This window comes from Streptomyces sp. NPDC085937 (assembly GCF_044540535.1).
In the GTDB taxonomy this organism is placed as follows: Bacteria; Actinomycetota; Actinomycetes; order Streptomycetales; family Streptomycetaceae; genus Streptomyces.
The window spans coordinates 354,676-360,949 of record NZ_JBITSH010000007.1 but is presented as its reverse complement, the minus strand read 5'-3'; the positions used below and the strand labels follow the sequence as shown (position 1 = coordinate 360,949).

Sequence of the window (6,274 nt, the reverse complement as noted above, 5' to 3'; positions counted from 1 at the left end):
GTGGGGGTTTTCTTCTGGCTTACCCCCCCGGGGGGGGGGGGGGGCGGCGGTTGTGCGGGGGGGGGCGCGCCCCCCGCCCCCCCCCCCCCCCCCCCGGGGGGCCCCGGCCCCCCGGGGCCCCGGGCCCCCGGTCCGTGCGGCCGCTCTGTCCGCGAACGTCCCCGGATGTGTCCGTGATCGGTAACGGACGCATCCGGGGACGTCCGTCTGTCGTCTCGCCCAGTGGTTCCCAGGGGAGCCCGGGACACGGGCGACGAGCGACGGCAGGAAAGCGGGGCGGGCCATGGCGCGGCACGGCGGTGGACGGGGCTGGTACGGCAAGGTGGCCGGGGCGGCACTCGGTGTGACGATGCTGGCCGTCGGCGCCTCGGTGTACACCGCGCAGGCCGACGTCGTCGGCGGCGCGACACCGCAGGCGTCCGCGCATGCGGAGCCGGGCGGCGAGGCCCGGCGGGTCTCGGCGGCGATCGTGCACGCCTCCGACGCGGGCCCGCGCGGCGTCAACATCACCATCGACGACGGCCCCGACGCCCGCTGGACGCCCGAGGTGCTCGACCTGCTGCGCGAGCACGAGGTGAAGGCCACCTTCTGCCTGACCGGCGTCCAGGCACAGACCCACCCGGACCTGGTGAAGGACATCGTCGCGGCCGGCCACCGGCTGTGCGACCACTCCGTCTCGCACGACACCGCCATGGACCGGAAGTCCGAGGCCTACCAGTCGCAGGAGATCCTCGACGCCGAACGCATGATCACCAAGGCGTCCGGGGGCGTACGGCCCCTCTACTACCGCGCGCCCGGCGGCGCGTTCACCCCGCACAGCCGCCAGGTGGCCGCCTCCCGGGGCATGCGCCCACTGGGCTGGAACGTCGACACCAAGGACTTCGAGCAGCCGGGCGCGGACGCCATCGTCGCCACCGTGCAGCGGGAGCTGTCCAACGGCCCGACCATCCTCTTCCACGACGCCGGCGGCGACCGCGAGCAGACCGTCGAGGCGCTGCGCCGCGTGCTGCCCTGGCTGAAGGAAGAGGGCTACTCCTTCGGCTTCCCGGTGCGCTGAGCGCCCGCAACAATCCCGTTTCAGGGCAGACCCGGCTGTTCAGGATGTTGCGCCGCCAGGCAGACTCTGGGCCGTACACCCGTCGACAAAGGATGGCTCCTTCATGATCACGCTGACCAAGGAAGACGGCCCCGCGGACCTGGACGGGGTCACGCACCTGTCCATCGGCGTCTCCTGGGACCCGACCGCCGGCAGCAGCGGCGGAGTGCTCGGCAAGCTGCGCCGCAAGACCGGTACGGACCTCGACCTGATCGCGGTCGCCATGTCGGGCAGCGACCCGGTGCGCCTCGCGGGCCTGGACTCGCTCGACCCGATGGGCAACGGCTCCCTCCTGCACAGCGGTGACAACCAGACCGGCCACGGGGACGGGGACGACGAGACGGTGACCGTCGAGTTCTCCCGGCTGCCCGGCGCCATCACCGCGGTCGTCTTCGTCGCCGCCGCCTACAAGAAGGGCAGTTCCTTCCAGAAGGCCCGCAACATCAGCTTCAAGGTCTACGACGCGACCGGCGGCAGCACCCAGCAGGTGGCCGACATCTGGCCGAGCCTGCTCAGCCAGGACAACGGTTGCGCCGTGGCCAAGGCCCTGCGCGTGGGCAACAGCTGGAAGCTCCAGGTCATCAACGAGACCGGCAAGATCAAGCAGGGTGACGAGCACGCCCTGATGCGGTTCGCCGTCAGCAAGTAGCACACGGCACGAGCGGCACGAGCCGGCCACGGCACCGGGATCCGGTGCCGTGGCCGCCGTCGTCAGAGCCTGGGGAATCGGGCGTAGACGCGGCCCTCCGTGTCGCGCACCGTGACGGTGTGCATCGAGGGGAGCGGATCGTCGTCGTCGCGCCGGACGGCGTCGTTGACGGCGTACCAGACGCCCCACCCCGGACGGCCGGGCAGTTCCAGCAGATGGCCGCGGACCACGCCGTCCGCCGTCCCGACCTCGACGACGGAGGCCGTGCCCTCACCGCCGTAGTAGAGGCCGGTCAGGTACTCCCGGCTGCGGTCACCGTGGCTCTGCACCGACACCCCGGGCGTGCTCCGGTCGATGTTGCCGTCGACCACACTGCGGAACTGGGGAAGCTCGGGCATGTCCGGCGTCGTCCAGTGCTTCCCCTCCTCCGTCAGCCACAGCACGAATCCCGGAGCCGCCGTCACCCGCTCACCGGGGGCGACGACGCGGGGTGCCGGGGCCGGCGTCCGCTGCGAGGCGGTGGGCGTGGGCGTAGGGGTGGGCGAGGCGGACACCGTCGCGGCCGGGCGCGTGGTCCGGTCGGCGTCGTCGTCCGTGCCGTGCACGACGACGAACGCCAGCGGCACCAGCAGCAGACCGCAGCCCGTGCCCAGCACGGTGGTCCGCCGCCTGCGCCGGATCGTCCGGCCCCGGCGTTCCACATCGGCCAGCGGCGCCCGGGACGGCGTGATGCCGTACGCCGCCGCGGCCAGCGCCTCGCGCAGCCGGCCCGCCTCGGCGGGCCCGGCGTCCGGTTCTTCTTCGGTCGGCGAGTGGTTCATGAACGGGCTCCGGGAAGAGGGTGCGAGCGTTCGGCGGCGGCGAACGCGGGATGGGAGCGAAGGGCTTCGAGACCGCGCCGGGCATGCGTCTTCACCGTGCCGGGAGAGCAGTTGAGCACCTCGGCGATGGCGGTCTCGGGCAGGTCCTCCCAGTAGCGCAGCACCAGCACCGTCCGCTGCCGGGTGGAGAGCGTGCCGAGTGCCTCGGTGATCGCGGCGCGGTGCTCCACGGACTCGGCGTGGCCGCGGTCCTCCTGGTGCACCCGCTCCGGCAGGAACGGCATCAGCAGATGCGTGACCCGCCGTCTGCGGGTGCGGCTGATGTTGTTGTTGACCAGTGCACGCCGTACGTAGAAGTCGACGTCGTCGGCGGGGACGCGTCCCCACCGGGCGTACACCTTGGCCAGCGTGGTCTGCACGAGATCCTCGGCTTCGTGGAAGTCCCCCGTGAGCAGGAGGGCGGTCCTCACCAGACGGCCCCAGGCGGCACCCGCGTAGGCGGCGAAGTCGGGGTTCGCCGGGAAGGGTGCTGATGTCTCGTACTGCGGCACGGACCGGTTCCTCCGGGTCGGGTGTGGGGGCGGAGCGGAGGCGGGACCGGTCCGGGTGGGCCGGTCCCGCCCGTGAGGTCAGCGGGGCAGCGCCAGCGAGGCGTAGACCCGGCCCTTGGTGTCGCGGACCGTCACCTCGGAGACGAAGTGCCAGGGCCCGTCGTCGACCGGCACGGCGTCCGCGGTGGCGTACCAGACGCCCCAGCCGGGACGGCCGGCCAGCTCGATGAGCTTCCCGCGCACGGTACCGGCCTCGGTCTCGATCTCGACGGTCGAGGCGGTGCCCTTGCCGCCGTAGTACAGACCGGAGAGGTACACGCGCTCCGGCGTGCCCTCGGACTGCACGGAGACACCCGGGCTGCTCGGGTCGATGTTGCCGTCGACCACACTGCGGAACTGCGGCTCCGGGTCGCCGGGGGTCGTCCAGTGCTTGCCCTCGGGCGTCAGCCACAGCTCGAACCCGGGAGCGGCGGTCACGTGCTCACCGGGGGCGACGATGCGCGGCGTCGGGGCGTGCTTCTTGGCGGTCACCGCGGGCGCCGCCTGGGCTGCGCGCACCTGCGCCGTCCCCGCCCGGCCGGCCGTCTCGTGCGGCGCCGTGGCGGGCGCGGCGTACGACACCGTGGCCATGCCGGCCACCGCGGCCACCGCGGCCGCACCGGCCAGGTACTTCAGCGTCCGTGTCATGAACGGGCAACTCCTCGTGCAGCGCGGGCCCTTGCGGACCCGTCGGTCGGATGGACGGAGGGCGCCTCTCCACCCGTACAAACTCCGGCCCTGCGTCCGCCGGATGACACCCGCCGCGAAGTTTCTTCGCGGCGGGGCGGGACCGTGGCGGGCCCAGGACCGCGGCGAGCCGGGACCATGGCGGGCCGGGACCGGCCGTCCACCGGGTGCCCGCGCCGCCCGCCGGGCGTATCGTCCCGGTATGGGCGCCGGGTGCGACGGGAGGGCCCGCGACCGCGGCCCCCGGCTCCGGGTCACCCGGGCGTCCACGCAGTCGAGGCGCCGAGAGACGCAGGGGACGCCCGCCTCCCCTGCCGGACGGAGTCAGCCGTGGAGGTGCTGGAGCGCACCCTGGTGCAGGGCATGCGGGACACCGGGGCCAACGTCGGCGGCCTGTACCTGCTGGCCACCGAGGAGCGGGCGCTGCGGCTGACGGTGCTGAGCGGCGTCCCGTGGGACGTCGCCCTGCCGTGGGCCCGGGTCGGGCTCGGCTACCACTCCCCGGTCGCCGACGCGCTGCGCGAGGGCCGGCTGGTGTGGCTCGGCGGGCCGGAGGAGGTGGCGCGCCAGTATCCGCAGCTGGCCGTCGTGCTGCCGTACCCGTTCATGCTGGCCGCGTCCGCGGTCACGGCCGACGACACGGTGTGGGGCGGACTCGTGCTCCAGTGGCCCGGCTCGCGCTCCCCGGAGCTGAGCGGCACGGAACGCGACACGATCGACGCCCTGTGCCGGCGCCTCGGCGGACTGCTGAGCACCGCCGCCGACCGTGACAGTCCGGCGCCGCCCGGCGGCGCCCCCCGGCTGACGCCCCCGCCGGACGTGCTCACCGGCGCGCCCCTGGAGCCCGCCGCCGCCTTCGCCGAACGCCTGCCCGGCGGCTGCTGCTCGCTCAACGCCGACGGCCGGATCGTCTTCGTCACCGACACCGCCGCCCGGCTCCTCGACGCCGAACCGTCCGAGCTGCTGGGCCTCCGGCCGTGGGAGGTCCTGCCCTGGCTCAACACCCCGGTCGCGCAGGACAACTACCGGGCCGCGGTGTTCAGCCGCCGTGCCACGTCGTTCACCGTGCTGCACCCGCCGGGCCGGTGGCTGTCGTTCCGGCTCTACCCGGACGGCACGGGCATCAGCGTACGCATCGCGTCCGTCGCCGCGCCGGGCGTCCCGGACCCGGGGCAGTCCCCGGCCCCCGAGCCCGTCGCCGCCGGCCGCGCCACGGGCGCGTACCACCTGATGCACCTGGCGGCGACCCTCTCCGAGGCGGTGGGGGTGGGGGACGTGGTCGACCGGGTCGCCGGCCTGGTGCTGCCCGCCACCGGGGCCCAGGCGCTGATCCTGATGACGAGCGAGGAGGGCCGGCTGCGGATCATCGGCCACCGTGGCTACACGGAGGACCTGATGAGCCACTTCGACGGGGTGCCGCTGACCGCGGACACCCCCGCGGCGCAGTGCCTGGCCACCGGCACGCCCGGTTTCTTCTCCGCCTTCTCCGACCTGCGGCGCGCCCACCCCACCGCGATCCGCATGGACGACATGGCCGCCTGGTGCTTCCTGCCGCTGCTCGCCTCCGGACGCCCCGTCGGCACCCTCGTCCTCGCCTACGACCGCCGGCACACCTTCGCCCCCGCCGAACGCGCGCTGTTCACCTCCCTCGCCGGTCTCGTCGCCCAGGCCCTGGACCGCGCCTGTCTCTACGACGACAACCACCGCCTCGCCCACAGCCTGCAGGCCGGGCTGCTGCCGCACGCCCTGCCGCGGCTGGCCGGGCTCGAGGTCGCCGCCCGCTACCTCCCCTCCAGCCGCGGCACCGCTGTCGGCGGTGACCTGTACGACCTGATCCGCCTCGACGACACCAACGCCGCGGCCGCCATCGGTGACGTGCAGGGGCACAGCGTGCAGGCGGCCACGCTGATGGGGCAGGTGCGCACCGCGGTGCACGCCACGGCCGGGGCGCCGCCCGGGGAGGTCCTCGCCCGCGCCAACCGCCTGCTGACCGACCTCGACCCGGGCCTGTTCACCAGCTGCCTGTACGTGCACCTGGACCTGGCGCGCCACCAGGCGCGGCTGGCCTGCGCGGGCCATCCGCCGCCGGTGCTGCGGCATCCCGACGGTCGCACCGAGGTGGTCGACGTGCCGTCCAACCTGCTGCTCGGCATCGACGCCGACGCCGACTACGAGTGCGCCGGCATCGCCCTGCCCCCCGGGTCCGTGCTGGTCCTCTACACCGACGGTCTGGTCGAGGTCCCCGGCGTGGACCTCGGCGACGCCGTCCACGAACTCGCCGGCCGGCTGGCCCTCGCCGGCGACCTGGACGCCGAAACCCTCGCCGACGTGCTGGTCCACGACGTACGACACCGCGCGCACCGCTGCGACGACGTGGCGTTGCTGGTCCTGCGCGCCCGGTGACCGGGGCGGCGGCCGAGTTGCCGTGCGT

6 protein-coding genes are annotated in these 6,274 nt (G+C 74.3%); 3 read left to right on the top strand and 3 right to left on the bottom strand.

Annotation, left to right across the window (positions count from 1 at the left end):
• Positions 1 to 283: 283 nt before the first annotated feature.
• Positions 284 to 1,057, top strand: coding sequence for a polysaccharide deacetylase family protein (locus tag ACIF8S_RS18200; RefSeq protein WP_400000054.1), 774 nt, complete (start codon positions 284 to 286; stop codon positions 1,055 to 1,057).
• Between the two features lie 103 nt (positions 1,058 to 1,160).
• Positions 1,161 to 1,745: a TerD family protein gene (locus tag ACIF8S_RS18195; RefSeq protein WP_349795401.1), complete on the top strand. Its 585-nt coding sequence runs from the start codon at positions 1,161 to 1,163 to the stop codon at positions 1,743 to 1,745.
• A 62-nt stretch (positions 1,746 to 1,807) separates the two neighbouring features.
• Here the strand turns inward: ACIF8S_RS18195 and ACIF8S_RS18190 are convergent, their stop codons facing one another.
• From ACIF8S_RS18190 to ACIF8S_RS18180, 3 genes are all read right to left on the bottom strand, one after another.
• A complete protein-coding gene (locus tag ACIF8S_RS18190) occupies positions 1,808 to 2,566 on the bottom strand; it encodes a hypothetical protein (RefSeq protein WP_400000053.1) in 759 nt (252 codons plus the stop codon).
• Positions 2,563 to 3,117, bottom strand: coding sequence for a SigE family RNA polymerase sigma factor (locus ACIF8S_RS18185; protein ID WP_400000052.1), 555 nt, complete (start codon positions 3,115 to 3,117; stop codon positions 2,563 to 2,565). The genes ACIF8S_RS18190 and ACIF8S_RS18185 overlap by 4 nt, the downstream gene beginning before the upstream one ends.
• A gap of 78 nt (positions 3,118 to 3,195) precedes the next feature.
• Complete coding sequence (locus ACIF8S_RS18180) at positions 3,196 to 3,804, bottom strand: hypothetical protein (RefSeq protein ID WP_400000051.1); 609 nt, start codon at positions 3,802 to 3,804, stop codon at positions 3,196 to 3,198.
• Between the two features lie 402 nt (positions 3,805 to 4,206).
• On the opposite strand from ACIF8S_RS18180, the gene ACIF8S_RS18175 reads away from it, so the two are divergent.
• Positions 4,207 to 6,246 (top strand): SpoIIE family protein phosphatase, encoded by a 2,040-nt coding sequence (locus ACIF8S_RS18175; protein WP_400000069.1) that lies wholly within the window; start codon positions 4,207 to 4,209, stop codon positions 6,244 to 6,246.
• Positions 6,247 to 6,274 lie beyond the last annotated feature (28 nt).

Coding starts and splice junctions, on each gene's coding strand:
- ACIF8S_RS18200 (WP_400000054.1), top strand. CDS start 284: ATGGCGCGGCACGGCGGTGGACGGGGCTGGTACGGCAAGGTGGCCGGG.
- ACIF8S_RS18195 (WP_349795401.1), top strand. CDS start 1,161: ATGATCACGCTGACCAAGGAAGACGGCCCCGCGGACCTGGACGGGGTC.
- ACIF8S_RS18190 (WP_400000053.1), bottom strand. CDS start 2,566: ATGAACCACTCGCCGACCGAAGAAGAACCGGACGCCGGGCCCGCCGAG.
- ACIF8S_RS18180 (WP_400000051.1), bottom strand. CDS start 3,804: ATGACACGGACGCTGAAGTACCTGGCCGGTGCGGCCGCGGTGGCCGCG.
- ACIF8S_RS18175 (WP_400000069.1), top strand. CDS start 4,207: ATGCGGGACACCGGGGCCAACGTCGGCGGCCTGTACCTGCTGGCCACC.